The following is a 25,515-nucleotide window of genomic DNA, read 5'->3' on the forward strand; positions in this document are numbered from 1 at the left end:
CATGGGGAGCCTGCAGGACTACCGCCGCAAGCGTCGGTTTGACCGGACGCCGGAGCCCTCGGCGGACCGGCAACGTGCCCCCCGTGGGCGTCCGATCTTCGTGGTGCAGCTGCACCATGCCAGCCACCGTCATTACGACTTCCGCCTGCAGGTGGGCGATACCTTGAAGAGCTGGGCGGTACCCAAAGGCCCAAGCTTTGACCCGACCGTGAAGCGGCTGGCCGCGCAGGTGGAGGACCACCCCGTGGCCTACGCGGACTTCGAGGGCGACATTCCGAAGGGCCAGTATGGCGGCGGGCATGTCGCGACCTTTGATCGTGGCGTATGGACTACAGACGATGACCCGGAAGCGCAGTTGGCCAAAGGGCATCTGCGGTTCGAGTTGTTTGGCGGCAAGTTGAAGGGCGGGTGGCATCTGGTGCGCACGCAGAAGGCGGCCCGTCAGCCCCAATGGCTGCTGTTCAAGGAAGACGACACGTATGCCGGCCCCCGGGAGGCGGACGACCTGTTGCAGGACGGGGCGGCGCCGCCGGGAACCGTGGTGTCGCGGCCGACCCGAAGAGCCACACGCACGCTCAAAGAGGCCGCCGCGCCCCATCGATGGGCGCGACGAGCGGCCAAGCTGGATGGGGCGCGGGCAGGGCACCACCGCCCGGGCTTCCGCGCCCCGCAATTGGCACGACTCCACACGCAGGTGCCGGCGGGTGAGGACTGGTTGCACGAGGTCAAGTGGGACGGCTATCGCCTGATCGCCCAGATGGGTGGCGGCAAGGTGCGTCTGTGGTCGCGCAACGAACGCGAGTGGACCGACAAGCTGCCGGAGATCGTGGAAGCCCTGCAAACCCTGGACTTGGCGGATGCGGTGTTTGACGGCGAGTTGATTGCAGGTGCGGGCCGACAGGAGGACTTCGGACTGCTGCAGGCCACGCTGTCCGGGGAAAGGAACGCGACACTGACTTATGTCCTGTTCGATGTGCTGCAGGTCGATGGCGTAGACGTGTCGCGCAGCCCGCAATACCAGCGCAAGCTCCTGTTGGAGGAAATCCTGAAGCACCCGCCGGCGCGACTGGCCTACAGCTCCCACGTCATCGGCCGTGGCGAGGAAGCGCTTGCCATGGCGCTGGAGCGCCGACTGGAAGGCGTCATTTCCAAACGGACCGACGCGCCGTACCACGCAGGACGCGGCGACACCTGGCGCAAAATCAAGCAACGTCAATCCGACGAGTTCGCCGTGGTGGGCTATACCCTGCCCAAGGGCAGTCGTGAGGGGCTGGGGGCCTTGTTGCTGGCCTCGCCGGATGACGCGCACGGGTGGCGCTATGCCGGCCGGGTCGGAACCGGCATCAGCCATGAGCAGTTGGTGATGTTGTCCAAACGGCTTTCCCGCTCAGCGCGCAAGAAGCCGACGGTCCATGTTGACGTGAGCGATCCGGAACTGGGCAATGCGGTGTGGGTAGCGCCCGCGCAGGTTGCGGAGGTCTTCCACCAAGGCCGTGGCAACCAAGGGCTGTTACGCCAGCCTGTGTTCAAGACCATCCGCCGCGACAAGAGCGCAGAGGACCTGCGGACGAACGGCACGCCGGCGCGGGAACGTACGGCCTCCGCGACGGCGAGGCCGGACCGACGGAAATCCGCACCGCCGCCCATCGAGCTGACCAGCCCCGAGCGCGTGGTCTATCCCGACGTGGGCGTGACCAAAGCCCAGGTGTTCCAGTATTACCGCAGCATGGCGCAGTGGTTGCTCCCGGAGATCCAGGGACGCCCGTTGTCGGTGGTGCGTTGCCCACAGGGCGCTGGTCGTCCGTGCTTCTTCCAGAAACACCACACCGCCGGCATGGCGCACGTGCGGACCGTCTCGCTGAAGGAGGAGGGCGGCAGCCGCGCCGACTACCTGGTGGTGGAAGACGCGGCCGGCTTGCTAGAACTGGTGCAATTCAATGCCCTGGAGTTCCATCCCTGGGGCGCTATGGCCAGCGCCTCCGACCGTGCCGACAGCATCGTGTTTGATCTGGACCCCGGACCGGACGTGCCTTGGTCGCAGGTGGTGGCGGCTGCGCGGCAGGTGCGCAGCCGCCTGCGCGGATTGGGTCTGGCTTCCTACGTGCGCACGTCGGGCGGCAAAGGGCTGCATGTGTTCGTGCCTCTCAAGCCCACGAGCGCCTGGAAGCCGGTGAAGGCCTTTGCGCAGGCGTTTGCCGAGTCGATGGTGGCTGCCGACCCGCTGGCTTTCGTGGCAACGGCCACGAAGAAATTCCGCAAGGGCCGGATCTTCATCGACTACCTGCGCAATGGCCGTGGCGCGACGAGCGTGGCGTCGTTTTCGTTGCGCGCGCGCGACGGGGCCCCCGTGGCCATGCCATTGCGCTGGGAAGAGCTGGGCCGCGTCAAGGGCGGGGACGCCTACTCCCTGAAAACCGCGCCCATGCGGATGGCACGGTTGAAGGCGCACCCGTGGGGGGATTTCCGCAGCACGGCGCAGGGGCTCGAAGCGGTGATGGAGCGTGTGGCGCTACGCAACACTGGCAAGAACACCCACCAGCCGCGATAGCGACACCACATCCTGATGGTTGTGCGCCGCTACGCGTCGTAGTTTGTCGGCGGAGCCGCCGCGCAGGTATTCCAGCCAGGCGGCGGGCGCCTCGGCACCGGGCAGGTCGTCCTCGCGTACCACCCGCAGCACTTCGCGCTCGATGGTGGCGAGCCGGCAGTTCTCCCACACGCCACGCCAGCGTCGTCGGCTGGGAAACAGCAGATCCACGTGCTGCAACGCGGCCAGCGGATTGTGCCGCCGTGCCAAGCGGTAGCGCGTGGCCAGCAATGGGGCGTCGTAACATTTTCCGTTGTAGCTGACCAACGTCGTGGCCGGCGTCAGCCACGTGGCGAATGCATCCAGCATGTCCGCTTCGCCCGCCATGGTGGTGAGGTAGAGCTGGCGCACGCGCAGGCCGGCCTCCACCCAGTCGGCGGCCCCGATCATGAAGGCGCGGGTGCCGGTGCCGCCCGCCAGCCCCGTGGTCTCGGTGTCGAAAAAGAGCAGGTCGCGGGCGCGCAGCGCGTCCTTGCGGTCGAAGGTGCCGTCGAGCCATTCGGAGGGGGCGTCGCAGGGTTGGATGGTCTCGACCAGACGCACGCCGGAAGCGATCTCCGTCCCGGGCACGTCGCGATCGTGATGTCCATGGATGCGCCCGATGCGTGGCGTACGCACGCGCAGCAGCATCCGCAGCCGTTCAAGCGATGCCTCCGCATCCACGTGCGGTGCCGCCGGAGTAACCGGAGGAGGCGGTGCCATAGTCGTGCGACCCTGTTGCCCGCTTTGGCGCTTGAGCTGCTGCAGCTTCGCCAGGCTGATGCTCATGCGCAGGCCAACCCGTCAAGCACGTTCAGGGTCAGCCGTTTGGGCGTGGCCGCCAGCGCCTCATCCGCGGCCAGTACGGGCCCGACGCATGCAGGGCAACCGGCGCGGCAGTCGCAGCCCTGCACCAGTTCCCGTGCCCGTGCTACCAGCTCACGTTGGCGCCGCCACAGTGGCTCACTCAGGCCCACGCCGCCCGGGTAGTTGTCGTACAGGTAAACGGTAGGCGTGAAGGCGTCGTGGGCGTCGGGCGACGTGAGCCCGCCGTCCAGTCCGCGCAACTGGCCACGACCGCGTCCGTCACCACTGACAAACCAAGCACCATCGCCGCTGCCCACGGCTTTCTGCAGGTCGGCCGCATCGGCCATGACTGCCACCTTCGCGACCACATGTAGCGCATATGCTGCCCCCAGGAAACCATCCAAGGCCTCCTGCCGAGAGGCAAAGCGCGCTTCCAGCACCGCCTGCGGCAGTTGCCACCAGACGGAGGTGGTGTGCATTTCCTGGTCGGGCAGGTTGACCGGGCCGTAGCCGATGTTCTCGTGGGTGTAGTAGCGGATCTTCTTGTAGCCGGCCACGCGCCGCACCACGTGCACTTCACCGTGGTGGCTGCTGCCTTCGCCGGCCTTGCCGCCCTCAAAGCGCTCGAGCACCTTCAACTTGGTGTAGTCGATGGCGTCGGTGTAGTAGTCGACAAAGGTCCGGGTGACGTAGGCCTTGCGGCCCTCCCAGTCCAACCGCTCCACCTGATAGGGCGTGGACTGGACCATGTGGATGGCGCCTTCGTACAGCATCAGCGGCGCGGAGCTGTAGTCCACTTCGGCAATGATGGTCTGGCGGCCATCGGTGCGGTCAACCACCACGAAGTTGCCATCGGCCACCGAGCGCAGACTAACGGCATTGGCCGGGTAACTGTCGGCAATCCACTCCCAGCGATCGCCTTCTCCGTGGATGACGCCGTCCTCGGCCAGCAGTTCCAGATACACCTGTGGGTCGACCGCACCGTCGCGGCCCCCAAAATGCTCGCCCTTCAAAAAAGGCAGTTCGAACGCGGCGCAGCGGATGTGGTCCAGCAGGATCACCGGCTGGTCGGCCGCGATACGCGCGTGCTCTGGGGGGTGTGCGCCAAAAAACTCGGGAATACGCACGATGTACTGGTCCAGTGGATCGGAACTGGCCACCAGCACGCCCAGCGAGGGCTGCTGCCGGCGACCGGCGCGACCGAACCGCTGCCAGGTGGCCGCGACGCTGCCGGGGTAGCCATTGAGCACCACGACATCCAGGCTGCCGATGTCCACGCCCAGCTCCAGCGCGGACGTGGACACGATGCCGTCGACGCGGCCGTCGCGCATGGCGCGCTCGGCCTCGCGGCGTTCGGTGGGCAGGTAGCCGCCACGGTAGGCACGGATGCGCGCGGGCTTGCGCGGGTCGTGGTCAAAGACGTCCTTGAGGTACTTGGTCAGCACCTCGACCATGGTCCGCGATTGGGCAAAGACCAGCGTCTTGAGTCGGGCCTTGATGGCCATGCGCGCAATGCGGTTGCTCTGCGAGCGCGCGGAGGCGCGCAGGCCCAGGTCCGGGTTGACCACGGGCGGATTCCACAGCAGCACATGCTTGTCGCCGCTGGGCGCACCGGACTGGGTGATGGCGTGCACATCGTCCTCGACCAGGGCTTCCGCGTGCGCCTGCGGGTTGCCGATGGTGGCCGAGCACAGGATGAACTGCGGGCTGACCCCGTAGAACGCACACACGCGCTTGAGCCTTCGCAGGACATTCGCGAGGTGCGAGCCGAACACGCCGCGGTAGCTGTGGATCTCGTCGATCACCACGTACTGCAGGTTCTCGAAGAACTGCGCCCACTTGGTGTGGTGGGGCAGGATGCCCTGGTGGAGCATGTCCGGGTTGCTGACCACGATGTCGCCGCTCAGGCGAATTGCTTGGCGCTGGTCGCCCGGGGTATCCCCGTCGAAGGTGGCGGCCTTGACGCCCAGGTCGCCGGCCTTGGACAGCTCGATCAGCTCCGCCACCTGATCCTGGGCCAGCGCCTTGGTCGGGAACAGGTACAACGCCTTCGCCCGCCGCTGCATGGCGGCGGTCACCACCGGCAGGGTGTAGCACAGGCTCTTGCCCGAGGCCGTGGGGGTGGCGATGACCACGTGCCGGCCCTGCTGCACCTGCTCCCATGCCTCGGCCTGGTGACGGTACAGCCGGTTGACGCCTCGTTGTGCCAGTGCGGCTGCCAGCGCCGGCGGCAGGGCTTCAGGGAGCGGGGCGTAGTCGCCTTCGCGGCCTGGGACCAACAGCGTGCCGGTGATGCGGTTGGCGTATTTCGCTCCGAGCCGCGCAGCCAGCCGGCCTCCGTCGTGCGCCCCCTCGGTGCGCGGCGTAGTGGGAAAGGCATCAACGGGGGTGGGCGCGGGCAGGGCAGTGGTGCGGGGCATGGGACAAATCCACGGGGCTGGCCGTGTTTGTAAGCCGGCCCCGTCTCACCCGGTGAGATGCGCAGGGAAATTGATCCCGATCAACGCATCGCCCCCGGACTGGCGCGCTAATGATGCGGGCATCCCATGGAACCTAGGTCATGATCAAAGACATTGTCCTGCCCCTGACTGGAACGGCCGGAGACGCCAATGCGGTCGCCGCTGCCTTGGACCTGACGGCCACCGAAGACGCGCACCTCGCCTTGCTGGAGCTGGTCAACCTTCCGGTACCGGTGCCGGGTCCGTGGGGCATGGTGCCCGATGCATCCATGGCCAGCCTGTATGACGAATTGCGCGCCCAATCGGAAACCCGTGCGGCCAAGTGGCGCGACAAGCTGAAGACCGCTGGCGTACTGGGGGAAGTGCGCGTGGTCGAGTCGTTGTTCGTGGAGCCGCCGCGTACCGCCGCCATCAATGCCCGCTATGCCGACATGAGCATCATCACCGGCGCGGCAGCAGGCGACGCGGACAGCGCGGCCCTGATCCACCCGTTCTTCGGGGAACTTCTGATGGAATCGGGCGGTCCGGTGCTGATGATCCCGCCCTCGGCCAAGCCCCGATTCCCGGCCGGCCACGCGGTCGTTGCCTGGCGCCCCACCTCGGAGGCGGCGCGGGCCCTGCGTGACGCACTGCCGCTGCTGCGTCGAGCAGCCACCGTGGACGTGGTGGTGGTGGACCCGCGCAGCGGCGAATCGGGGGACGGTGAGCAGCCCGGCGCGGATATCGCCAACCATCTGGCCCGCCAGGGCCTCAAGGCGAATGTGGTCCAGCTTGAACGCGGCTCCCGCTCGGTGGCGGCGACGCTGCTGGAACAGGCTCGCAGCTCCCGCGCGGACCTGCTCGTGGCCGGCGGCTATGGGCATTCCCGCTTCCGGGAATGGGCATTGGGCGGCGCTACGCGGGAGTTGCTCGAGAACGCGCACCTGCCGGTGCTGTTCTCGCATTGAATGGGTAGTGGGGGAGGTGGAACGGGGCGTCCGATCGGGCGCCCCGTTTCGTTGGTGCTCCAGCCTGGGTCGGCTGGGCAAGCACTTCAGCGGGCCGAGTAGCCGCCGTCGATCACGAGTTCGGAACCAGTCACGAACTTGGACTCGTCCGACGCCAGGTACACCACGCCCCAGGCGATGTCGTCGACGTCGCCCATGTGGCCCAGCGGGTGCAGTCGACCCACCTCGTCACGGGCGGCTGCGATGTCGGTGGCACCGCTGGCCTGAAGGTGATGCTCCACCATCGGCGTCCAGATGTAGCCCGGGTGGACGGAGTTCACGCGAATGCGGTCGGGCGCGTAGATCATCGCGTCGGTCTTGCTCATCAGCCGCACCGCGCCTTTGGACGCGTGGTACGCGGGGACGTCCGGCGCGCCCACCAGACCGTAGATGGACGACAGGTTGATGATGCTGCCCGCGCCCGCACGCTTCATGTGCGGCAGAGCGTGCTTGGTGCAGAACAGCACGCCTTTCACGTTGACTGCCTGCACGAGGTCCCATTCCTCTTCGCTGATCTCGTGGGTCAGCTTGGTGCTGCCTGAAATGCCGGCATTGTTGACCAGCACGTCAACGCTGCCGAAATGATCAGCGACCTCCGTGACGGCCTTGGCCACGTCGGCCTCCCGGGTGACATCCACGTGCCAATAGCGTGCCTTGCCGCCCGCATGGTTGATGGCGTTGGCCAAGGTCTCGCCCTCGGCGTCGAGCCGGTCGAAAATGGCCACTGCCGCGCCTTCCTCTGCCAGGCGGGACACGCAGGCGTGGCCGATGCCGACGGCGCCGCCGGTGACGATGCAGGTCTTGCCTTGGACTCGGTTCATATTGGGCGCTCCAGGTCGGACAGAAGGATGCCATGCTGGCGCCTTGCAAGCAGTCGCGACTTGATCGTCGTCAGATTGGACGGCGTCTGGCCGGATTACCCCGAGTCAGCCGAATCAGGTACCCTTACCCGATGGCTCGCCCCCATCGCCAACGCCTGCTTGTAACGCTTCGCATGCTCGTGCTGGTGTTGTTCGTACTCGGGGGGGCGGCGCAGCAGGTATTTGGCGCCATGGGCGAGCTGCACGAGTTCGCGGTGCATGCCGACTCCGCGCCTGGCCATTCAGACCATTTCGCGCCGCATTCGCCAGGCGAGGGCGAGACGGACTCCGAAAACCGCGACACTCAGGACCCGGCGCATCTGCTGCTGCACTATGCGCATTGCTGCGGGCACCCGGTTGGGCTGCAAGGCAGCGAGCCGCCCCAGTTGGCGACCCAGGTGACGCCTGCCGCGCTGCCTGTGGCCATGACGCGCTCGATCGTGCCATCACCGGCCGCCACGCCTTTCCGACCTCCGATCCTGGCCTGACGTTCGGCCGGCGGCTGCCGGCATGCCGTCTTTTTTGCTGGATTCCCGGAGAATATCCCCATGCATTTGCGACTCGCGGCCTTGGCCGCGTGGGTCGTGCTCGTTGCCGTGGCTGGGCCCACGGCGACTGCGGCCCCCCTGGCGGTAGACCCCCGCCTGACCCTGGACGACGCCATTGCACGCGTCGCCGCCTCCCACCCTGATCTGCGCCTGTTCGCCGCTCGCGGCGACGTTCTGGCGGCCGAACGCGACCGTGCACTGTTACGGCCGGCGCTGGTCGCTGGTGCATCGGTTGAGAACGCCTTCGGCACCGGCGATACCAGTGGCCTGCAGGGTGCGGAACTGACCCTCACGCTGGCCTCGGTGCTGGAGCGTGGCGGCAAGCTCGATGCCCGCCGCACTCTGGCGCAGAGCCGCATCGACGCCTTGGCAGTGGAGCGCGAAACACGTCGCCTGGACCTGCTGGCGGAAGTTGCCCGCCGCTACCTGGCCGTGGTCGCCGCCCGCCAGCAGCGCGGCATTGCCAAGGCTGATATTGCCCAACGGCAGCGTACCGTGGCCGCTGCACGCCATCGTTTGCAGGCCGGCGCATCGCCCGAGTCGGTGGTGTTGACGGCACAGGCCGCGCTTGCCCGCGCGGAGCTGGAGCTGGCCCGTAGTGACCATGCCGAGCGCGCGGCACGCCAGCATCTGGCGGCAATGTGGGGCGAGCGCGAGCCCTCATTCGCGGTCGTGGACACCGATCCGACTGCATTGCCCGCCATCGAGGACGCGACGGCACTCGCCGCGCTGCTGGACGGCACGCCGGAGCTTGCCCAGTTTGCTGACGAGCGCCGCATCCGCGAGGCCCGGCTGCAGTTGGCCCGCGCGGATGCAACCCCGGACCTGGACTGGCAAGTGGGCGTGCGGCGGTTGCAGGCCAGTGACGACACGGCGCTGGTCGGTAGCGTGTCCATGCCCTTGGGCGCGCGTAACCGCGCCATGCCCGGGATCCGCGCGGCCGAGTCCGAGTTGGCCAGCCTGGAGATCGAGCGCGAGGCCAAGGGCCTGTCGCTCTACGCCACGCTGGTCGAAGCCCATGGCCGCTACCGCGTGGCCCAGGCCGAGGCCGAGCGCCTGCGGAGCGACGTACTGCCCAAGCTGGCGCGCGCCGAAACCGCCGCCGAGCGCGCGTACCGCGCCGGTGCCATCACCTATCTGGAATGGGCGCAGTTGCAGGCCGAGCAGAACCTGGCCCGCCGCCAACGCCTTGACGCCACACTGGAAGCCCAGCGCGCCCTGATCGAAATCCAGCGTTTGACCGGCCAGGCGTTCGTCGCCGGCCCCGTCGCCCCCGCACAAGGAAACAACCCGTGAATCTCCGTCAATTGAGCGCGGTTTGCGCGCTGACCCTGCTGTTGGCCGCCTGCGGTGGCAAACCCGAGGCCGAAGCTGGTCATGGCCAGCAAGAAGGTGGCGAGCACGGCCAAGAGGAAGGCGGCGAACACGCCGAGGCCGAAGCCCCCACCAAGGGCCAGCATGGCGGGCGTTTGCTGGAGCAAGGCGACTACGCCGTCGAGTTGGCCATCGCCGAGGACGGCACGCCCCCCAAGTACCAGGCGTGGCTGTACCGCGACGGCAAGCCGCTGCCGGCCACCGCGGGCACGGTCGAAGTGCGCCTCAAGCGCCTGGGCAACATCGCCGAGGACCACGTCCTGAAACCGTTGGATGACGGCAGCCTGATGGCCAGCAGTATCGTCGGCGAACCGCACTCGTTCGATGTCGAGGTAGTGGCCAACATCCAGGACAAGACTGTGCGCTGGGCGTACGACAGTTACGAGGGGCGCACCACGATCGACCCCAAGGTGGCGCAGGACGCCGGCATCCGCGTGGCGCCTGCCGGCCCGGGCGTGATCGCCGACGAGCATGAAGTGCAGGGTCTGCTGACGCCCATGGAAGGCCGGGTGGCCAAGGTGGCGGCGCGCTTCCCGGGGCCGGTACGCCGCCTCGCCGTCAATGCCGGCGACCGCGTACGCGCGGGCCAGGTGCTGGCCGTGGTCGAGAGCAACATCAGCCTGACCAACTACAACGTGACCTCGCCAATCAGCGGCGTGGTGCTGGCCCGCAATGCGGCCGTCGGCACGGTGGCCAGCGAGTCGACGCCGTTGTTTGAAGTGGCCGACCTGTCCTCGTTGTGGGTGGACCTGCACGTGTTTGGTGCGGACGCGCAGCACATCACTGCCGGTGTGCCCGTCACCGTGACCCGCCTGAGCGACGGCGCCACGGCCGAAACCACGCTGGAGCGCGTACTGCCCGGCACTGCCACGGCCAGCCAGAGCACCGTGGCCCGCGCCACCATCATCAACAACGATGGCATGTGGCGCCCGGGCTCGGCGGTCAAGGCGCGGATCACCGTGGAGCAGCAGCAGGCCGCCATGGTCGTACCGCTGGCGGCCCTGCAGACCTTCCGCGACTGGGACGTGGTGTTCATCCGCGTGGGCGACACCTACGAGGTGCGGCCGGTGGAACTGGGCAAGCGTGATGCACAGCGTGTGGAAATCCTCTCCGGGTTGAAGGGCGGCGACCAGGTGGTGGTCGAGCAGAGCTATCTGGTGAAGGCGGACATCGAAAAGTCCGGCGCTTCTCACGATCACTGAGGCCGCCACCATGCTTGAGAAGATAATCCGATTCGCCATCGGCCACCGATGGCTGATGCTGGCGTTGACGCTGGCACTCATCGGCATCGGGGCCTGGAGCTTCACGAAGCTGCCCATCGATGCCACCCCTGACATTACCAACGTCCAGGTGCAGATCAACACTGAGGCGCCCGGGTACTCGCCGCTGGAATCCGAACAGCGCGTGACCTTCACCGTGGAAACCGCAATGGCAGGGTTGCCCGGGCTGGATTACACACGCTCCATCTCCCGCTATGGCCTGTCGCAGGTCACCGTGGTGTTCAAGGACGGCACAGACCTGTACTTCGCGCGCCAGCAGGTAGCCGAACGCCTGCAACAGTCCAGATCGCAGTTGCCGGTGGGGCTGGAGCCCGAGATGGGCCCCATTGCCACGGGCATGGGCGAGATCTTCATGTACACCGTGGAGTCCAAGCCCGATGCCAGGAAAACGGACGGCACGCCGTGGACCGCCACCGACCTGCGCACGCTGCAGGACTGGGTGGTGCGGCCCCAGCTGCGCACCACGCCCGGGGTAACGGAGGTCAACACCATCGGCGGTTTCGCGCGGCAGATCCACATCACGCCGGATCCGGCGCGGCTGGTGGCGCTTGGCTTCACCCTGCATGACGTGGTGCGCGCCGTCGCCGCCAACAACCAGAACGTCGGCGCCGGCTACATCGAACGCAACGGCCAGCAGTTCCTGGTGCGGGCGCCGGGGCAGGTGGCCGACCTGGAGGGCATCCGCGACATCGTGCTGGACCGGCGCGATGGCGTGCCGATCCGAGTGCGCGACGTGGCGCAGGTGGGCGAGGGGCCAGAACTGCGCAACGGCGCGGCCACGCAGAACGGCCGCGAGGTCGTGCTGGGCACGGTGTTCATGCTGATCGGCTCCAACAGCCGCGACGTGGCCCAGGCGGCGGCGACAAAGCTGGCCGAGGCCAACAAGCGCCTGCCGTCCGGCGTGTCGGCCAACCCGGTGTATGACCGCACCTCGCTGGTGGACCGCACCATCAAGACCGTGGCCAAGAACCTGATCGAAGGTGCACTGCTGGTCATTGCAGTGCTGTTCCTGCTGCTGGGCAACTTCCGGGCCGCGCTGATCACCGCGGCGGTGATTCCGCTGGCGATGCTGTTCACCATGACCGGCATGGTGCGTGGCGGCGTATCCGGCAACCTGATGAGCCTGGGTGCGCTGGACTTCGGCCTGATCGTCGACGGCGCGGTCATCATCATCGAGAACTGCCTGCGCCGGTTTGGCGAATTGCAGCACCGCCTCGGGCGCCTGCTGACCGATGAGGAGCGGCTGGAAACTACCGCCGAAGCTACTGCCGAAGTCATCCGGCCCAGCCTGTTCGGCCTGAGCATCATCACCGCCGTGTACTTGCCGATCTTCGCGCTCACCGGCGTGGAAGGGAAAATGTTCCACCCGATGGCTATCACCGTGGTGCTGGCGCTGACCGGCGCGATGATCCTATCGCTGACCTTCGTGCCGGCCGCCATTGCAATGTTCCTGCGTGGCAAGGTGGAGGAGAAGGACACCCGGGTGATGCAGTGGGCACGCAAGGCCTACGCACCCGCGTTGGCATGGGCCCTCCGGCGGCGTCCTTTGGTGATCGGCGGCGCGCTGGCCGGCGTCGCGCTGTGTGGCCTGCTGGCCACCCGGTTGGGCTCGGAATTCGTGCCAAGCCTGGACGAAGGCGACATCGCGATGCACGCGCTGCGCATTCCCGGCACCAGCCTGGACCAGGCCATTAGCATGCAGGCCACGCTGGAGGCCCGGATCAAGCAGTTCCCAGAGGTGGACCGTGTGTTCGGCAAGCTCGGCACGGCCGAAGTGGCCACCGACCCGATGCCGCCCTCGGTGGCCGACACCTTCCTGATGCTGAAGCCGCGCGACCAATGGCCTGACCCCCGCAAATCGAAGGCGGAACTCATCGCCGAGATCGAAAAGGCGGTCAAGCAACTGCCCGGCAACAACTACGAGTTCACGCAGCCCATTCAGATGCGCATGAACGAATTGATCTCAGGTGTGCGTGCCGACGTTGCGATCAAATTGTACGGCGATGACCTGGATCAGTTGGTCGAGGTGGGGCAGCAGATCGAAGCGATTGCCAAGGGTGTGCCGGGCGCGGCGGACGTCAAGCTGGAGCAGTCGACCGGCCTCCCGCTGTTGACGGTGACCCCGGACCGCACTGCACTGGTGCGTTACGGGCTTAACCCGGGCGTGGTTCAGGACACGGTCGCCACGGCCGTCGGTGGCGAAGTGGCCGGCCAGCTGTTCGAGGGCGACCGGCGATTCGACATCGTCATCCGCTTGCCCGAACACCTGCGCCAGGATCCGGCGGCACTCGCCGATCTGCCCATTCCGCTGGACGGTGCGGGCAACGCTGACGAGTCCAGCCGGGCCGCCGCATGGATGTCGGGAACGCCACAGACCGTGCCGCTGCGCGAGGTCGCGAAGATCGCAACCACGCTCGGGCCAAACCAGATCAACCGCGAGAACGGCAAGCGTCGCGTGGTGGTCACCGCCAACGTCCGCGGCCGCGACCTGGGAGGTTTCGTGGCCGACCTGCAGCAGCGCGTGGATGCGGGGGTCAAGGTGCCGTCGGGCTACTGGATCGACTATGGCGGCACGTTCGAGCAGCTGATCTCGGCCAGCCAACGGCTTTCGCTGGTGGTGCCGGTCACGCTGGCGATCATCTTCGCCCTGTTGTTCTGGGCGTTCGGCTCGGCCAAGGATGCGGTGATCGTGTTCAGTGGCGTCCCCTTGGCACTCACCGGCGGCGTGATCGCGCTGGCGCTGCGTGGCATTCCGTTGTCGATCTCCGCGGGCGTCGGCTTCATCGCGCTGTCGGGCGTGGCGGTACTCAACGGCCTGGTGATGATCGCGTTCATCCGCAAACTGCGCGAGCAGGGTGACCCGCTGGAGACCGCGATCGTCGATGGCGCGCTTGGTCGTCTGCGGCCGGTGCTGATGACCGCGCTGGTGGCCTCACTCGGCTTCCTGCCGATGGCGTTCAACGTGGGCGCCGGTTCGGAGGTGCAGCGTCCGCTGGCCACGGTGGTGATCGGCGGCATCGTGTCCTCGACCTTGCTCACGTTGCTGGTGCTGCCGGCGCTATATCGCTGGCTGCATCGCGACAGCGAATCGCGTGAGCAGGTGTTGCACGGCTAGTGCGCTAACCGCGGGCGGAGGCCAACTGCCTTCGTCCGCGGGATTGCTCCTGCCATACTCATGCCGCCATGAAGTCGCTGAACGGCTTTCCTTCACACGCGAGAGCGCCCGCCGCATGCCAGAAGCAGATGCCGTCCCCGCCACGTCACCGACGGGCAACGCGGCCGAGGTGTTCCGCGCATTTCTGAAGCTGGGCCTGACCTCATTCGGCGGCCCCATCGCGCATATCGGCTACCTGCGGGAAGAATTCGTCCGCCGGCGGGGTTGGCTGGATGAAGCGCACTTCGCCCAACTGCTGGCGATGTGTCAGTTCCTGCCGGGGCCGGCCAGCAGCCAGATGGGGTTTGCCCTTGGCCTGCTCCGCGGGGGCTGGCGCGGTGCCTTGGCGGCGTTCGTCGCTTTCACGTTGCCGTCTGCCCTGTTGATGTTCGGGTTTGCGGCGTTGGCGCCACGCCTTGGAGATGGCATTGGCGCGGCCATGGTGCACGGGCTGAAGCTCGTCGCGGTGGTGGTGGTGGCCCACGGTTTGTTCGGCATGGCCAGACAGCTCGCGTTTGACACGCCTCGTGCCTTGATCGCAGCGGGTGCCATGGCGTTGATCGTGCTGACCGGGAATGCCTGGGTGCAACTGCTCGCGATTGCGCTGGGCGGGCTTCTGGGTACTCGCCTATGCCGGGGCGTCGTGACGCCGGCCCTGGTTGCGTTTCGCGTGCGGCACGGCCGTCGCGCTGCCGCGATATTCATGGCGCTGTTCCTTCTGGGCCTGATCGCGGCGCTCTCAGTGCCATCATCGGACGTGCCGAGTGCCGCGGGGTTGGCGGCAGCGTTTTATCAAGCCGGGGCGCTGGTGTTCGGTGGGGGGCACGTGGTGCTGCCGCTGCTGCAACAGGCCGTGGTGGATACGGGCTGGGTAGGGCCGGATGCGTTCCTTGCCGGCTACGGCGCCGCACAGGCGGTACCGGGACCGATGTTCTCGCTGGCGGCCTTCCTGGGAGCCGAAACGCAATGGGGTGCGCATGCCGTAGTGGGCGCATTGATTGCCCTGCTGGCCATATTCCTGCCCGGCTTCCTGCTGCTGCTCGCTGCGTTGCCCGTGTGGGCGCGGCTGGCGCAAAGGCGTTGGGCTGCCAGTGCCATGGCCGGAATAAACGCGGCAGTTGTCGGCTTGCTGGTGGCGGCGTTCTATGACCCGGTATGGACCGAAGGCATCCGCAGCCCCGTGGACTTCGCCATTGCGATGGCCGGAATCGCACTGCTGGCCGTCGTGCGCCTCTCGGCACTCTGGATCGTGCTCTGGTGTGTGGGAGCATCGATTCTCGCGGGTTTGACAGGCATTTGTGATGAGGTGCTCCCGTAACAAGGTCGCGGACAATGGGTGACAACTGCTGCAACAAGGTGATTGAAGTCCAAGGGCTGCGCGCGCGCCAGAAGCAGGTGCTCCGGATGGTGCTGCTGGTCAACCTGGCGACGTTCGTGATGATGGTGTTCGCGGCCTGGTGGTCGCGCTCTTCCTCGTTGCTCTCCGGTGGGCTGGACAACTTGGGTGATACGTTGACCTATGCGTTCAGCCTGGCCGTAGTGGGCGCCAGCACCAAGGCCAAGGCGCAGGTCGCGCTGTTCAAGGGCGCGCTGATCCTGTTGGCGGCACTGGTGGTGGCCGCGCAGATCGCCTGGCGGCTGGCGAATCCCGCTGTCCCGCTGTTTGAGGGCATCGGCGCGGCCGCACTGCTCAACCTGGGGGCGAACCTGCTCTGTCTGCGCCAGCTCACGCCGCATCGACACGGGGACGTCAACATGGCGTCTGCGTGGGAGTGCTCACGCAATGATGTCTGGGAGGGTTTCGCGGTGCTCGCCGCGGCCCTGGGCGTCTGGTTGTTCGATGCCGGCTGGCCTGACCTGGTGATTGCCGCCGGCCTGCTGGTGTTGTTCCTGCGGTCGGCCATGCGCGTGCTCCGCACGTCCTGGACTGCAATGAGGCAGCACCGCACGCCGTGATGCAGGCAACCAGCACCATCGGACGAACGATCGCAGCACATAAAGAACAGGAGGCGACCCATGGCGGCAGGTCACAATCACGGCGCCGGCGAGATCAAGCATGAGAGGCCGCTGTGGTGGGCATTCGGCCTCACCGCGGCATTCCTGGTCGCGGAGGTAGTGGGGGGGCTGGTCACCAACAGCCTGGCGCTGCTGTCGGATGCGGCGCACATGATGACCGACGTGATCGCGTTGGCCATCTCACTGGTTGCGGTGCGTCTGAGTCAGCGGCCGCCGGATGCCAAGCGCACCTATGGCTATGCCCGCATGGAAGCGATTGGCGCCATGATCAACGGTGGCCTGCTGTTCTTGGTGGCGGGCTACATTCTGTGGGAAGCGGTCGGCCGTTTCCGTGAGCCGCCCCACGTCTCATCGACCGGCATGATAGTGATCGCGGTGATCGGCCTGATGGTCAACTTGATCGCGATGCGGCTGCTCAAGGCCGGGAGCGGCAGCAGCCTGAACGTGCGCGGCGCCTATCTGGAAGTCTGGAGTGACATGCTGGGGTCGCTCGGTGTGTTGGTGGCCGCGCTCATCGTGCGTTACACCGGCTGGACGCTGTCCGACCCTATCATCGCCGTGCTGATCGGCCTCTGGGTTTTGCCACGCACTTGGACGTTGCTGCGACAAGCGTGGCATGTATTGATGCAGGGCGTGCCGGCGGGGATGGAGCTGCATGCGATCCGCGCGATGTTGTCCTCGCATCCCGGCGTGCAGGAAGTGCATGACCTGCACGCCTGGTCACTGGGGTCGCAGCAGTCGGTGCTGACCGCCCATATCGTGCTTGCGGGAAAAGACGTTGACGGCGAGCAGCTGAGGAAGCGCCTGGCGGAAGCGCTGGAGGAGAAGTTCAGCATCCACCACACGACGCTGCAGTTCGAATTGACGCCTTGTGGGAATGAGCATGGCCATGCATGATCGTTACGGGTTGCCCTGTGAATCGGAATGGCCGGCATGAGCACCACGCTCTTCATCCTCAATGAAGCGCCCTACGGAAGCGAGCGCGTGTATAACGCACTCAGACTGGCAGGGGCGCTGTCCGCGCGCGAAGGCCAGTACGTGCAGGTGTTTCTGATGGGCGACGCGGTGATGGCTGCGAAGGCGGGCCAAACGGTGCCGACGGGCTTCTACAACGTGGACGTGATGCTTGGCAAGGTCTTGCGCAACGGGTGCGTGGCGCTCTGCGGCACCTGCATGGATGCACGTGGCATGGGCGATGGCGAGATGATCAGTGGCGCCTCGCGTTCAACCTTGGCGCAGTTGACGGACTGGACCGTGGCTGCGGACAAGGTACTGGTGTTCTGAGTACCACGGCGCATGGCAGGGTAGTGGGATTGCCTCGATACTGGTCTGCCTTGCAGCGCTGACGAGCACACGATGACCGCAAGCACGCCAACGCTTGGACTCCGCGAGAACGCCGGCCAGTTTGCACTGCTGGTACTGGTCAACGCCTTCGTTGGCTCCATGGTGGGGATGGAGCGCAGCATCCTGCCGGCCATGGCCGAGCAGGAGTTCCACCTGGCGGCCAAGGCCGCGGTCCTGTCGTTCATCGTGGCGTTCGGCATCGCCAAGGCGCTGACCAACTACATGGCCGGGCGGCTGTCGGACCGGTACGGCCGCAAGCACGTGCTGGTGGCCGGTTGGTGGGTGGCGGCTCCCGTGCCGTTCCTGCTGATGTGGGCGCCGGACTGGAGCTGGGTGCTCTTCGCCAATGTCCTGTTGGGTATCAGCCAAGGGCTGACCTGGTCCACCACGGTCATCATGAAGATCGATCTGGTGGGGCCGCGACAGCGTGGCCTGGCGATGGGACTGAACGAGTTTGCCGGCTATTTCGCCGTCGCGCTGAGCGCGTGGGCCACAGGTTGGGTGGCGTCCCGATATGGGCTGCGTCCAGAGCCGTTCTACCTGGGCGTGGCGTTCGTCGCGATCGGCCTGGTGCTGTCGATGTGGGCGGTGCGCGAAACGCGGCACTTCGTCGCGCACGAGATGGCGACGTCGGCTGCCCACGGCCAGCCACAGGCCGCGCCTGCGCACGGCCATCTGTTCCGTCGGGTGAGCTTTACCGACCGCGAACTCTCCAGCATCGGCCAAGCCGGGCTGGTCAACAACCTCAATGACGGCATGGCGTGGGGCCTGTTTCCGCTGGTGTTTGCCGCGGCGGGGGCCAGCCTTGCACAAATTGGCGTACTCGCCGCGATTTACCCGGCGGTATGGGGGCTTGCCCAGATTGTCACCGGCGCCCTGTCGGACCGCATCGGCCGCAAGGGTCTGATTGTCTGGGGCATGTGGGTGCAGGCGGTCGGCATTGTGGTCACGGCCTGGGGATCGGCGATGCCCGCATTCGTCGGCGGGGCGGTGCTGTTGGGCTTGGGTACGGCGATGGTCTACCCGACGCTGCTGGCCGCCATCGGTGACGTCGCGCAGCCCAGTTGGCGGGCATCGGCGGTGGGCATCTATCGCCTGTGGCGAGACTTGGGGTATGCCGTTGGCGCGATCCTGGCGGGTGTCACCGCGGACCTGTTCGGCTTGCGCGCGGCGGTTTACCTGGTTGCGCTGATCACGTTCGCCTCCGGCACGGTCGTGGCGGTGCGCATGCGCGAGACGTTGGGGGCGCGCGCAGCAACCTAGTCGTGCGCCGCGGTGGCCGCCGCACGACGAGGCGGCGCGAACGTCTGCGGCTAGGACGTCGTGCCGGAGGCCGCACGTAAGGCAAGCACCGCATCCGCCAGCGGCTGTGCCATTCCGATCGCGTTACTGGCATGGGCGATGGTATCGGTACTGACGATCCGCGCAGCGCCCGCGGCGAGCAGCTGCGCATGTGCATCGCCGGCGAACACGGCATGGATGGCGACACACGTGGCCGGCGGGAGGCCCAACCGATGCAGGTGTCCCAGCGTCTCGATGGCCGTGCGCCCGGAAGAGACGATGTCGTCCACGATCACCGGCGTGCGCCCTTGGGCGGCGGCGGCGGCATCGGGCAGGCTCACGCTTACGTCGCGGTCGCCGCGACGCTGCTTTTCCAGCACCTGGAACGGCGCACCGGCTCGCGCGGCGATGTCGCGCACCCATTGCTCGCTTTCACTGTCCGGCCCGATGAGGATGGGACGGTCGACCTCACGCCGGATCCAGTCGGCGACCGCAGGGGCCGCGGCCACTGTCCTGGCGGGAATCCGATACACCTCATCCAGCGCATGGATGCGGTGCAGGTGGGGATCCACGGTGACCAGCCAGTCAACACTTTCGCTGATGAAACGCGCGAACAGCGGCGCGCTGACCGCTTCCCCCGCATGGAAACGCTTGTCCTGCCGCATGTAGGCAAGGTAGGGCGCCACCAAGCCGACTGAGCGGGCGCCGAACTCACGTGCGGTATCGGCCGCAAAGCGCAGCGCCAAGGCCATGACATCGGGGTCGTGCAGGCTGGCCACAATGGCCACGTCCGCGCCCGCAAGCTCGTCGTCGATGGCGACCAGCGATTCGCCATCCGGAAAGCGCCGCCAGTCCAGGCGGCCCACGCGCACAGGCGAAAGCTCACGCGTCGCCGGCGTTGGCATGCGCAACACCTCGGCCATCTGCGCAGCCAAGGTGCGCTGGGAAGGGAAGGGCAGCAGGACAAGGCTCATGCAACGTCCTCGCGAACATCGAAGATGGTCGTGCAGGCGCGGGTGTAGTCGAGCGCATATTCCAGCTGGCCCTTGGATTGCGCGTACACGGTGAACAGCGGCTCACCCGCAACCACTGGATCACCGATGCGGGACCGGGAGACAAGCCCGGCCGCGGCCGAAACCGGCGCACCCGCAAGCTTGGCGACCTTGGACAAGCGGCGGTTGTCGATGGCCATGACCACGCCATCGCGCGGGGCGAGCACGTCGGCGCGGTATGGGGCGAATTGCGGTTCGGTGAAGCCGCCCTGCGCCTCGCAGATGGCCATGAACTTGGCCAGCGCCTGCCCAGAGGCCAGCGCCTGCTCGGCCAGCACCCGGCCGCGGCCAACCACGTTGCCAGGCACCAGGTCGAGCAGGTCGCCCGCCAGGGCGATGGAGCGCTCGCGCAGATCGGCTGGTGCGTAGGGATCGCAGCGCAGCACCTTCAGCACGTCCATGGCTTCAAGCGCTGGACCGATGCCATGCCCCACCGGCTGGCGACCGTCAGAGCGGTTGACGGCAACGCGCAGGCCCAATGCGGTGGCCGTGCCGACCAGGCGACCGGTGAGCGAGTCGGCGGCGGCATCGGAGCGCACCTTTGCCGTCGGGCCGACCGGCATGTCGATCAGCACGTGGTTGGAGCCGGCGGCGACCTTCTTGGATAGGATGCTGGCCACCAGTTGGCCATCGCTGTCGAAGTCCAGGGGACGCTCCACGCGGATCAATACGTCGTCGGCCGGGCTGAGGCGAACGTTGCCGCCCCATACCACGCAACCGCCCTCGCGTTCGACCACGCTGCGCATCGCAGCCAGGTCCAGTTCCACGGGCGCCATCACTTCCATGGTGTCGGCGGTGCCCGCCGGCGAGGTGATGGCGCGCGAGGAGGTCTTGGGAATGCGGTACCCCAGCGAGGCCACGATCGCCACGACGAGCGGTGTGGTGCGATTGCCGGGAAGCCCTCCGACACAATGCTTGTCCAGGACGGGACCTTCGCCCCAGTCGAGCGTGTCACCCACGGCGATCATGGCGCGGGTGAACGCTGTGGTCTCGCCGTGGTCCAGGCGCTCACCGGCGCATGCGGTTACGAAGGCGGCCAGTTCGATGTCCGACAGGCGCTGGTGCACCGTGTCCTGCATCAACGCCAGGTAATCGGCTTCTTCCAGCCGCTGGCCAAACACCTTGGCGCGCAATGCGCCGGCCGAGCGGGGCGGTTCGGGGTGGTAGAAGGTGGCCATAGCGCCCGGCTCGGGCTGGATGGCGTTCCATGCCGCTTCCGACAGGGCGACGGCATCGGCCGGCAACAGGTCACTGACGACCACGTTGAGCGTGGCGATGAGTTCCCGGTGGTCCACGCGCATGCTGACGCGGGTCAGGGCGGCAAAGCCTTCCGATAGGCACACCTCGCAATCGCGATGCATGTAGACCACCGGCTGCTGGTAGGTATCGATGCCGGCACGGATGACCCGGAGCTTGATGCGGTCGGCTTCGCTGTTCATTCGATGGGGTGTTGGGCGGGACCTACCTAGGATGCCGCAATCCAGCCCGCTTGGGATTGACCTGGCGCAATATCCCGCCGGCTACCGACGGGCCGCCCATGCAGGAGTAAAGTGGTGCAAGTTACCTGCCTTCGCTTGGTTGATGACAAAGCCCGCCACCACGTCCGCGTTCTTCGATAGCCGGTGTGCCAACCCGCTGTCGATGGACGCCCTCAACGAATACTGCTTCTGCGTGTCGGTCGACCCTGCTGTGCTGCAGGGCGCCCTGTCGTCGGTCCTGCAGGCCCATGGCGTGTCGTCGGACCTTGCCGATACGCATTCCCACCTGTTCGCCGCGTTGCCGGTGTATGTCTCGCGAGACCACCTTCGTCAGGTGGATGAAGCGGTGGCCACCATCGATTCGGTTACGGGGACGACCACCTGGAGAAATACCGTGTTGGGCTGGGCCCCGAGCATTGCCGCATACGACCCCGGGTCGCCGGGAGGCATGCTTGGGCTCGACTTCCATCTCACGCCGGCCGGTCCAAGGCTGATCGAGATCAACACCAACCCTGGTGGTGCACTGCTCAACACGCTGATGGGCCAGGCCCAGGTGGTGTGCATGCCCAAGGTGGTGACGGCGCCGATCGACGCCGAAGCGGCGGAAAGGGAAATTGTGGAGGTTTTCCAGACCGAGTGGGCATTGCAACGGGGTGAGCTCCCGCTCACGACGATCGCGATCGTGGATGAGTCGCCGCAGGCGCAGTACCTTTACCCGGAGTTTCTGCTGTTCAAGGAACTGTTCTCGCGCCACGGCCTTCGGGCAGTGATCTGCGCCCCGGAGGACCTCGCGCACCGCGACGGCAAGCTGGTATGCGGCGATGCGGTGGTGGACATGGTCTATAACCGGCTCACTGATTTCGCGCTGGAATTGCCAGGACACGTCCATCTACGCGACGCCTATTTGTCTGGGCACGTGGCTCTCAGCCCGCATCCACGGGCACACGCGGTATATGCCGACAAGCGGAACCTGGCGATGCTGGGCAGCGAGGCATTCCTGATGGACGCTGGTGCCACCAAGGAAATCCGGGACGTGCTGCAGTCCGTTGTCCCCGTCACCGAGCTGGTGACGCCAGGCAACCGGGACGAACTCTGGACCCGCCGCCGCGAGCTGTTCTTCAAACCGGCTGCAGGCTACGGAAGCAAGGCCAGCTATCGTGGCGACAAGCTGACCAGGCGTGTTTGGGGAGAAATCGCGGCGGGGACTTATATCGCCCAGGTGCTGGTGCCCCCCAGCGAGCGTCGCATTGGCACGGATGGCACACCGCTCAAAGCCGACATTCGCTGCTATGCCTACCAAGGCACGCCATTGCTGTACGCGGCACGGCTATACCAGGGGCAGACCACCAACTTCCGGACGCCGGGTGGCGGCTTCGCTCCCGTTCTGACGGCTGTCAGCTGAGGGCCGCCCGGCGGCGCGCCAAGACCCCGCCGGGCGCTTGCCATGGGCAACTTCGCCCCATTGCGTCATTCGACTTCGGTGCGCCCCAAGCGCAGCGCGTTGCCGACCACCGAGACCGAACTGAGGCTCATCGCCAACGCGGCAATCATGGGGCTGAGCAACAGGCCGAACACGGGGTACAGCACGCCTGCCGCAATCGGCACGCCCAAGGCGTTGTAGAGGAACGCGAACGCCAGATTCTGTTTCATGTTGGCCACCGTGGCCTCCGAAAGCGTCCGCGCCCGGGCGATGCCGCGCAGGTCGCCCTTCACCAGCGTCACCTGCGCACTGGACATGGCCACGTCGGTGCCGGTGCCCATCGCCACGCCGATGTCGGCGCCGGCCAATGCCGGTGCGTCGTTGATGCCGTCGCCGGCCATCGCCACTTTGCGGCCTTCGGCCTTCAGCCGCTGGACCAGGGCAACCTTGTCCTGCGGCCGTACCTCACCATGCACTTCGTCAATGCCGAGCTGGCGCGCCACGGCCTGCGCCGTGACCGCACCATCGCCGGTGGCCATGACGATGCGCAGGCCGGCGGCATGCAGCGCCTTGATCGCCTCGGGCGTGGACGCCTTGATGGGATCCGCCACGGCCAGCAGGCCAGCCAGCGCACCATCGACGGCCAGGAACATCACGCTGTCGCCTTCGTTCCGCAGCGAGTCCGCTGATTCACGCATCGGCGTGGCGTCCACGCCAAGTTCCCGCATCAGCTCGCTGTTGCCGATAGCCACCTTGCGTTCGCCGACAACGCCGCGAACGCCAATCCCGGTGGACGACTCGAAGTGCTGCGGGGTTTCCAGCCGGAGACTGCGGCGCCGCGCCTCGGCCACAATGGCATCGGCCAGCGGGTGCTCGCTGTTCTGGTCCAGGCTCGCGGCAAGGCGCACCACCTCTTCCTCCGCAAAGTCTGGGGCGGCGATGGCGGTGCGGAACGCGGGCTTGCCTTCGGTCAGGGTGCCGGTCTTGTCGACGATCAGGGTATCGATGCGGCGGAAGTTCTCGATGGCTTCAGCGTCCCGGAACAGCACGCCGGCCTGTGCCGCGCGGCCCGTCGCGACCATGATCGACATTGGCGTGGCAAGGCCGAGGGCGCATGGGCAGGCGATGATAAGCACCGACACCGCGTTGAGTACGGCGTACGTCCACGACGGTTCGGGACCAAACATCCCCCAGGCAAAGAACGTCGTCACCGCCACGGCAATCACGCCCAGTACGAACCAGAACGCCACTTTGTCGGCCATGCGCTGCATCGGCGCTCTAGAACGTTGCGCCTGGGCCACCAGCTGCACGATCTGCGCCAGCACCGTTTCCGAGCCTACCTTCTCGGCACGGATGACGAGGCTGCCGGTGCCGTTGAGCGTGGCGCCGATCACCGTGGCGCCCACGGCCTTTTCCACCGGAATCGGCTCGCCGGTGAGCATGGATTCGTCGACGTTGGAATGCCCCTCCAGCACCGTGCCATCCACGGGCACCTTCTCGCCGGGACGCACGCGCAGGCGATTGCCGACGTGCACGTGGCTGAGCTCGATGTCTTCCTCGGTGCCATCATCCCGCAGGCGACGCGCGGTCTTGGGTGCCAGCCCCAGCAGCGCGCGGATGGCCGCGCCTGTCTTGGAGCGCGCACGCAGTTCCAGCAGCTGGCCCAGCAGCGTCAGCGAGATGATCACCGCTGCCGCTTCGAAGTACACGCCGACGCGACCATGTTCACGGAACGAAGTGGGGAAAATGTCGGGTGCGATGGTGGCCACCACGCTGTAGCCAAAAGCCGCAGCGACGCCAATGCCAATCAGCGTCCACATGTTGGGGCTGCGATTGCGGATGGAGTGCACGCAGCGCTCGAAGAACGGCCAGCCGGCCCACAGGACGACCGGTGCGCTGAGCGCCAGTTCGGCCCATGTGCGGGCTTCGGTGGACAGCCACGCGTGCATGCGGTGGCCGAACATCGCCAGCATCAGCACGATCAGCGTCAGCGGCAACGTCCACCAGAAGCGGCGGGTGAAGTCGATCAGCTCGGGGTTGTCTTCTTCCTCCAGGCTGGGCATCTCCGGCTCCAGCGCCATGCCGCAGATCGGGCAGGTGCCAGGATGGTCCTGGCGGATTTCCGGGTGCATCGGGCAGGTGTACATCGCGCCCGGGGGCGCGATGGGCGCCGGCTCGCTGGACTTGGGCGCCAGGTACCTTTCCGGGTCGGCGACAAACTTCTCCCGGCACCGTGCAGCGCAGAAGTGGTAGGTCGTGCCATGGTGATCGGCGTGGTGCGGCGTCTTTGCCGGGTCGACCTTCATGCCGCACACAGGGTCGATTAGGGTGGCGGTGGCATCAGGTGTGTGGGCGCAGCAGCTGTGTGCGGAGGCAGGTGCACCGGCGCCGTGATGATGCTCGTGCGTGTTCATGCGTCCTCCTTGGACAGTGCGGTCAAGATGGGGCAGGCGCTGAGTTGGCCATGCCCGGGGCACGCGTCCACCAGTTGGCGCAGGCCATCGCGGATGCGGGTCAGTTCCTCCAGCTTGCGCTCCACGTCGGCGAGCTTTTCAGCGGCGGCGTCGCGGACGCTGGCCATGTCCTCGCCGGAGCGACCGGACAGATCGAGGAGATCGCGGATCTCGCGCAGGGTGAAGCCCAAGGCCTTGGCGCGCTGCACGAACTGCAGCCGGGCCACGTCGTCATCGCCATAGGACCGGTAGCCCGACGGCTGCCTGGGCGGAGTAGGGAGGATGCCGTGGCTTTCGTAATAGCGGATGGTGTCGATGGGGACACCCGTGCGCTTGGTGAGTTGACCGATCTGCATGGCAGCGATCCAGTTGTAGGGACTGTCGCCAGTCTGCTCTCTGGACCATAGTCCAGAGTCAAGCCCACGGTAAGGCGCGGC

Annotated in this window: 19 protein-coding genes; 12 read left to right on the plus strand and 7 right to left on the minus strand. The window is 66.8% G+C overall.

Going from position 1 to position 25,515, the window contains the following annotated elements:
- The first annotated feature begins 1 nt into the window (after position 1).
- Positions 2–2,548 (plus strand): DNA ligase D, encoded by a 2,547-nt coding sequence (ligD, locus tag ACYVBS_RS09725; protein WP_460823335.1) that lies wholly within the window; start codon positions 2–4, stop codon positions 2,546–2,548.
- Here the strand turns inward: ligD and ACYVBS_RS09730 are convergent.
- Together ACYVBS_RS09730 and ACYVBS_RS09735 are read right to left on the minus strand one after the other, a co-directional pair.
- Positions 2,510–3,355: a ribonuclease H-like domain-containing protein gene (locus tag ACYVBS_RS09730; RefSeq protein WP_460823336.1), complete on the minus strand. Its 846-nt coding sequence runs from the start codon at positions 3,353–3,355 to the stop codon at positions 2,510–2,512. The two genes, ligD and ACYVBS_RS09730, sit on opposite strands and share 39 nt — an antisense overlap.
- On the minus strand, positions 3,352–5,793 hold the full coding sequence (locus ACYVBS_RS09735) for a DEAD/DEAH box helicase (RefSeq protein ID WP_460823338.1): 2,442 nt from the start codon (positions 5,791–5,793) through the stop codon (positions 3,352–3,354). Before ACYVBS_RS09735 ends, ACYVBS_RS09730 begins: the two co-directional genes overlap by 4 nt.
- A 140-nt stretch (positions 5,794–5,933) precedes the next feature.
- Here ACYVBS_RS09735 and ACYVBS_RS09740 point away from each other — a divergent pair, with 140 nt between their 5' ends.
- Positions 5,934–6,779: a universal stress protein gene (locus tag ACYVBS_RS09740; protein ID WP_460823340.1), complete on the plus strand. Its 846-nt coding sequence runs from the start codon at positions 5,934–5,936 to the stop codon at positions 6,777–6,779.
- Between the two features lie 86 nt (positions 6,780–6,865).
- Here the strand turns inward: ACYVBS_RS09740 and ACYVBS_RS09745 are convergent, their stop codons facing one another.
- Positions 6,866–7,639, minus strand: coding sequence for an SDR family NAD(P)-dependent oxidoreductase (locus ACYVBS_RS09745; protein WP_460823342.1), 774 nt, complete (start codon positions 7,637–7,639; stop codon positions 6,866–6,868).
- A gap of 131 nt (positions 7,640–7,770) precedes the next feature.
- Here ACYVBS_RS09745 and ACYVBS_RS09750 point away from each other — a divergent pair, with 131 nt between their 5' ends.
- The 9 genes from ACYVBS_RS09750 to ACYVBS_RS09790 all read left to right on the plus strand — a co-directional run bounded on the left by ACYVBS_RS09750 (position 7,771) and on the right by ACYVBS_RS09790 (position 18,657).
- Entirely contained in the window at positions 7,771–8,166 is a 396-nt protein-coding gene (locus ACYVBS_RS09750; RefSeq protein WP_460823344.1) for a hypothetical protein, read from the plus strand.
- A gap of 60 nt (positions 8,167–8,226) precedes the next feature.
- Positions 8,227–9,522, plus strand: a complete 1,296-nt coding sequence (locus tag ACYVBS_RS09755) for a TolC family protein (RefSeq protein WP_460823345.1) — start codon at positions 8,227–8,229, stop codon at positions 9,520–9,522.
- Positions 9,519–10,802 carry an efflux RND transporter periplasmic adaptor subunit gene (locus ACYVBS_RS09760; protein ID WP_460823347.1) on the plus strand — a complete coding sequence of 428 codons (1,284 nt, stop codon included), beginning with the start codon at positions 9,519–9,521 and terminating at the stop codon, positions 10,800–10,802. Before ACYVBS_RS09755 ends, ACYVBS_RS09760 begins: the two co-directional genes overlap by 4 nt.
- A gap of 10 nt (positions 10,803–10,812) precedes the next feature.
- On the plus strand, positions 10,813–13,995 hold the full coding sequence (locus tag ACYVBS_RS09765) for an efflux RND transporter permease subunit (RefSeq protein WP_460823348.1): 3,183 nt from the start codon (positions 10,813–10,815) through the stop codon (positions 13,993–13,995).
- A gap of 115 nt (positions 13,996–14,110) precedes the next feature.
- Entirely contained in the window at positions 14,111–15,352 is a 1,242-nt protein-coding gene (gene chrA, locus ACYVBS_RS09770) for a chromate efflux transporter (RefSeq protein ID WP_460823350.1), read from the plus strand.
- 14 nt (positions 15,353–15,366) lie between these two features.
- Entirely contained in the window at positions 15,367–15,990 is a 624-nt protein-coding gene (locus tag ACYVBS_RS09775) for a cation transporter (RefSeq protein WP_460823351.1), read from the plus strand.
- 60 nt (positions 15,991–16,050) lie between these two features.
- The gene (locus ACYVBS_RS09780; protein WP_460823352.1) at positions 16,051–16,947 is read left to right on the plus strand and encodes a cation diffusion facilitator family transporter; all 897 of its coding nucleotides are present in this window, start codon (positions 16,051–16,053) and stop codon (positions 16,945–16,947) included.
- Between the two features lie 36 nt (positions 16,948–16,983).
- Entirely contained in the window at positions 16,984–17,334 is a 351-nt protein-coding gene (locus tag ACYVBS_RS09785) for a DsrE/DsrF/TusD sulfur relay family protein (protein WP_460823353.1), read from the plus strand.
- Between the two features lie 72 nt (positions 17,335–17,406).
- Positions 17,407–18,657 carry an MFS transporter gene (locus tag ACYVBS_RS09790; protein WP_460823354.1) on the plus strand — a complete coding sequence of 417 codons (1,251 nt, stop codon included), beginning with the start codon at positions 17,407–17,409 and terminating at the stop codon, positions 18,655–18,657.
- Positions 18,658–18,707: 50 nt separating this feature from the next.
- Here the strand turns inward: ACYVBS_RS09790 and ACYVBS_RS09795 are convergent, their stop codons facing one another.
- Both ACYVBS_RS09795 and ACYVBS_RS09800 read right to left on the minus strand, forming a co-directional pair.
- A complete protein-coding gene (locus ACYVBS_RS09795; protein ID WP_460823355.1) occupies positions 18,708–19,649 on the minus strand; it encodes a ribose-phosphate diphosphokinase in 942 nt (313 codons plus the stop codon).
- Positions 19,646–21,166 carry a thymidine phosphorylase family protein gene (locus ACYVBS_RS09800; protein ID WP_460823357.1) on the minus strand — a complete coding sequence of 507 codons (1,521 nt, stop codon included), beginning with the start codon at positions 21,164–21,166 and terminating at the stop codon, positions 19,646–19,648. The genes ACYVBS_RS09795 and ACYVBS_RS09800 overlap by 4 nt, the downstream gene beginning before the upstream one ends.
- A gap of 31 nt (positions 21,167–21,197) precedes the next feature.
- On the opposite strand from ACYVBS_RS09800, the gene ACYVBS_RS09805 reads away from it, so the two are divergent.
- Entirely contained in the window at positions 21,198–22,607 is a 1,410-nt protein-coding gene (locus ACYVBS_RS09805) for a hypothetical protein (RefSeq protein ID WP_460823358.1), read from the plus strand.
- 65 nt (positions 22,608–22,672) lie between these two features.
- On the opposite strand, the gene ACYVBS_RS09810 is transcribed toward ACYVBS_RS09805, so the two are convergent.
- Complete coding sequence (locus tag ACYVBS_RS09810; protein WP_460823359.1) at positions 22,673–25,039, minus strand: heavy metal translocating P-type ATPase; 2,367 nt, start codon at positions 25,037–25,039, stop codon at positions 22,673–22,675.
- On the minus strand, positions 25,036–25,434 hold the full coding sequence (locus ACYVBS_RS09815; protein WP_460823360.1) for a heavy metal-responsive transcriptional regulator: 399 nt from the start codon (positions 25,432–25,434) through the stop codon (positions 25,036–25,038). The genes ACYVBS_RS09810 and ACYVBS_RS09815 overlap by 4 nt, the downstream gene beginning before the upstream one ends.
- Between the last annotated feature and the right edge of the window lie 81 nt (positions 25,435–25,515).

Source organism: Lysobacter olei (assembly GCF_054777355.1).

Excerpts from the sequence above, each read along its gene's own strand:
- ligD (WP_460823335.1), top strand. The coding sequence starts at position 2 with ATGGGGAGCCTGCAGGACTACCGCCGCAAGCGTCGGTTTGACCGGACG.
- ACYVBS_RS09730 (WP_460823336.1), bottom strand. The coding sequence starts at position 3,355 with ATGAGCATCAGCCTGGCGAAGCTGCAGCAGCTCAAGCGCCAAAGCGGG.
- ACYVBS_RS09735 (WP_460823338.1), bottom strand. The coding sequence starts at position 5,793 with ATGCCCCGCACCACTGCCCTGCCCGCGCCCACCCCCGTTGATGCCTTT.
- ACYVBS_RS09740 (WP_460823340.1), top strand. The coding sequence starts at position 5,934 with ATGATCAAAGACATTGTCCTGCCCCTGACTGGAACGGCCGGAGACGCC.
- ACYVBS_RS09745 (WP_460823342.1), bottom strand. The coding sequence starts at position 7,639 with ATGAACCGAGTCCAAGGCAAGACCTGCATCGTCACCGGCGGCGCCGTC.
- ACYVBS_RS09750 (WP_460823344.1), top strand. The coding sequence starts at position 7,771 with ATGGCTCGCCCCCATCGCCAACGCCTGCTTGTAACGCTTCGCATGCTC.
- ACYVBS_RS09755 (WP_460823345.1), top strand. The coding sequence starts at position 8,227 with ATGCATTTGCGACTCGCGGCCTTGGCCGCGTGGGTCGTGCTCGTTGCC.
- ACYVBS_RS09765 (WP_460823348.1), top strand. The coding sequence starts at position 10,813 with ATGCTTGAGAAGATAATCCGATTCGCCATCGGCCACCGATGGCTGATG.
- chrA (WP_460823350.1), top strand. The coding sequence starts at position 14,111 with ATGCCAGAAGCAGATGCCGTCCCCGCCACGTCACCGACGGGCAACGCG.
- ACYVBS_RS09775 (WP_460823351.1), top strand. The coding sequence starts at position 15,367 with ATGGGTGACAACTGCTGCAACAAGGTGATTGAAGTCCAAGGGCTGCGC.
- ACYVBS_RS09780 (WP_460823352.1), top strand. The coding sequence starts at position 16,051 with ATGGCGGCAGGTCACAATCACGGCGCCGGCGAGATCAAGCATGAGAGG.
- ACYVBS_RS09785 (WP_460823353.1), top strand. The coding sequence starts at position 16,984 with ATGAGCACCACGCTCTTCATCCTCAATGAAGCGCCCTACGGAAGCGAG.
- ACYVBS_RS09790 (WP_460823354.1), top strand. The coding sequence starts at position 17,407 with ATGACCGCAAGCACGCCAACGCTTGGACTCCGCGAGAACGCCGGCCAG.
- ACYVBS_RS09795 (WP_460823355.1), bottom strand. The coding sequence starts at position 19,649 with ATGAGCCTTGTCCTGCTGCCCTTCCCTTCCCAGCGCACCTTGGCTGCG.
- ACYVBS_RS09800 (WP_460823357.1), bottom strand. The coding sequence starts at position 21,166 with ATGAACAGCGAAGCCGACCGCATCAAGCTCCGGGTCATCCGTGCCGGC.
- ACYVBS_RS09805 (WP_460823358.1), top strand. The coding sequence starts at position 21,198 with ATGCCGCAATCCAGCCCGCTTGGGATTGACCTGGCGCAATATCCCGCC.
- ACYVBS_RS09810 (WP_460823359.1), bottom strand. The coding sequence starts at position 25,039 with ATGAACACGCACGAGCATCATCACGGCGCCGGTGCACCTGCCTCCGCA.
- ACYVBS_RS09815 (WP_460823360.1), bottom strand. The coding sequence starts at position 25,434 with ATGCAGATCGGTCAACTCACCAAGCGCACGGGTGTCCCCATCGACACC.